Genomic DNA, 3,102 nt, shown 5'->3' with positions numbered 1-3,102 from the left:
CTTTCATTGTTTCCAGGACACAGACCAACCCATGAGGCTAATCTTTCTGCAGAAGAAAACTGATTCATATGAATGCCAAACTCAGAGATAATTACAGCAGCTGAATCCGTACTAATTCCTGGGATCGTTAATAAATTGTCCATCTGTTTTTGGTAAGGAAGTAAATATTCGGCTATTTTGGTTTCTAGTTCACCAATCTTACTGTTATACATATCAATAACATCTAAAATTTGTGCCAATAAAAACTTGTGATGACTTCTGAAAAAGCCAGTAAGTCCTTCCACTAATTCCGGCACTTTAAATTTTAAAGAAGTATAAACAGCCGCTTCAACTTTTTCTGCAGTAATATCTTCCTCATTAATCAATAGATTTAATAAATTTCTTCCAGATAATCCGAATATATCTGTCATGTAAGAAGTTATTTTAATTCCGGCAGTCTGTAAAATTTTGTGCGCGCGATTCTTTTCTCGATTTCTAGATTCGATCCACATTTTTCTTAACCGTGTGAGTTCACGCAAATCTTGTATAGGTTCCTCTGGAACAAAACTTTTGGGAATCAAACCTACTCGCAGCAACTTAGCAATCCAACTTGCATCTTTTTTATCCGTTTTTTGCCCAGGAATATTTTTAATTTTATACGGATTAGCTAGAACTAAGTCGAAATTTCCTTGAAGAATGTGCCAAACCGGTTTCCAATAAATACCTGTACTTTCCATAGCGACAATCTCACAATCAAAATCCGTTAGCCATTCATGTAGGGCTAATAATCCTTTGGTGGTCGTATCAAATTTTTGTAGATGTTTTTTTGGTCTGGTAGAAGTAAGCGGACCTTGTAAAACACAAGCAACAACATTACTTTGATGGACATCTAATCCAGCACAGCATTCGTAAATGATTTCCATAAAAAGGCACTCCTTTCCCATGATTTTAGGAAAGGAGTGCTTTATTTCATGTAAAATCAAATTTTTATACACATGCTCATTGGCAATATTTCAAGGTTCTCGAGAAATAAAGCAAGCCAGTTTGACAATCGGCATCACTTGCTTTTCCAAAATAATGGCGGCTTTTTTCCTTTCCTCTATAATTGTACTACAATCTTACCTTTCATTCTTCAGGGTGAATGAGTTTGCGAATTCATGTGTGTTTGATAAAGAGTCAGAATTTGAAGTTGGATTTGCTGTTTCTGAAATTCTCCGATTATTTTTTATAAAAGTGTAAACGGAATGCTTTCATAGCTTTTGATCGAACCTATAAGATCGAATTTTTAGAAAATAATCTTTCATTTTTATTTAGGTTCTTGCTTAGTGTCAAATCGAAACCACTTGACTGCCATATGTTAAAATGAACTACTGTCGTGGACTCTGTCTCTTCCCAGAAGGTTTCAATCAATGAAGTATGTGACTTTTCCAGGCATACCCGTTTCTAATAAGTTTGTTAGGCTATACAATACGATCTCTGCAGTTGTTTTGATTTTTTTGCCATCGTAATCTCTCATATTCACGAGAAATTCAATTTCTTTTTTATATAATTGTGCTTTGTTTAAAGCGACCATTTTCTCTTCTATTTCCACAGCTTTGTAATAGGCTAGGCGTATTCTAAAAAGTGAGAACAAGAGACTAAAGTTGAAGGATGGATAAATGGTCAAGATATCGCTTAATTTATCGCAGCATTCTTCTGCGTATGCCAAAAGTTCTAAATCAGGGGCATCATGGTCAATCACAGCCTTGTCAATCAAAGTATCGGTAATATTTGAAAGAGCCATAAGGAAAAACTGTAAGTACGCATGATCAAGCGCGCTCATTGATTCAACTCGATATATTCGTAGAATTTTCCAAAAAAACAGTAGTTGCTCGGCAGTGAAGTGTGGTGTGAAATCTGAAACAAGTTGAAGATGATAATAGGTCAAATATTTTTTTTCCTTAATTTGATTAAATAGTTGATTGATTTCCTGTGTAGTGATTGGATCTACTGAATTGGTATAATTTTTGAAGTGGTGTTTCACATACAAATAATTACGGTAAGACTTTATCGAGTAATCTTTTTGAGCTTTTAGACGTGTATGAAGATTTTTTAATTCATTTAAATCTAAAGTGTCCTTTTGCACCGCTTGTGTAAGCGCTCTTAATTTGGAGTTGGTGGGGTCTTTTAAAAGCTCTATACTACTTAAATCTTTAAGGTGAGCATCAAGCTTCGTTAAGATTCGATCCAATTCTTTGGAAGTAAAAGCACGTTCACCTGATTCAAATTTCGAATAGGCAGAAGGACTCATGATTCCGCTAGCAACCTCTTTTTGACTTAATCCTTGTTTCACTCTTAAGTTCCGTATGAGTACGTGAATATCCATTGTCCTGTCCTCACTTTCTTATCTATAAAAATGAGCTAACTTAAATTCATATATTTGGCTTTATGAGAGATTTTTTTTCTTAGATATTGTATACTTTATATGACGATGGGTTTACAAATTTTTCCGCAACATTACATTTAAAATTGAGAGGGGGTGGCTACATGTTTCCATTTCCGATTGATCTACTTGATGCACAAGTTACACGTCCCTAGTAGTTTTTGATGATTGTTTCAAAGAGCTTTTATTAGATAAGTCTTTCTCATAAAAGCAAGTGTGGCTACCATTTGGTAAAAATTAAATGTATATAGGAAAAGATTTCAGAAAGGTTACTATCGTTACTTGTAGTTTAACAAAAACCGACTGTTATTTAAAATGTTTCACACTTGTATTTTTGTTTGTTGTTTACTGTAATGGATTAGAGTGTGTAAACGTTTAGAATACAAAGGGTTATGGTTGCTATTTTTAACGATAACGTGTTATTCTTAATGGGGAGATAAGACAAGTAAATATTTTTTGGGAGCTTTCGTGGTACACGGAAATTTGTTTTCAAAGTGATACGAGAGTAAACAAAAAGGAGCACCCTTAGATTTCTCGCTTAATACAGACGCCAATCTGTGTCAAGGTCGTTGAAAAGCTAAGGGGTCCAAACAACATGGCCAGATGTTGCATGGAATGCTCCTTAATATGCTGTAGACTATCTACAACTTCGCTAATTATAACAAATATCTAAGTTGAATTCATCGGTTTTAAATAAATTT

2 protein-coding genes are annotated in these 3,102 nt (G+C 34.3%); both read right to left on the bottom strand.

Going from position 1 to position 3,102, the window contains the following annotated elements; all coding sequences use genetic code 11:
* A partial coding sequence (locus tag A5844_RS02445; protein WP_179190518.1) for an IS110 family RNA-guided transposase occupies positions 1 to 902 on the bottom strand: 902 nt, incomplete at its 3' end.
* 479 nt (positions 903 to 1,381) lie between these two features.
* The gene (locus A5844_RS02440; protein ID WP_086283592.1) at positions 1,382 to 2,344 is read right to left on the bottom strand and encodes a helix-turn-helix domain-containing protein; all 963 of its coding nucleotides are present in this window, start codon (positions 2,342 to 2,344) and stop codon (positions 1,382 to 1,384) included.
* Positions 2,345 to 3,102: the final 758 nt, after the last annotated feature.

The organism is Candidatus Enterococcus wittei (genome assembly GCF_002140175.1).
GTDB classification, from domain to species: Bacteria; Bacillota; Bacilli; order Lactobacillales; family Enterococcaceae; genus Enterococcus_B; species Enterococcus_B wittei.
The sequence above is the reverse complement of the archived record's forward strand: the minus strand, read 5'-3'. Positions and strand labels throughout refer to the sequence as shown.

What these genes read in the sequence shown, in the direction of transcription:
- A5844_RS02440 (WP_086283592.1), bottom strand. Translation starts at nt 2,344, where the DNA reads ATGGATATTCACGTACTCATACGGAACTTAAGAGTGAAACAAGGATTA.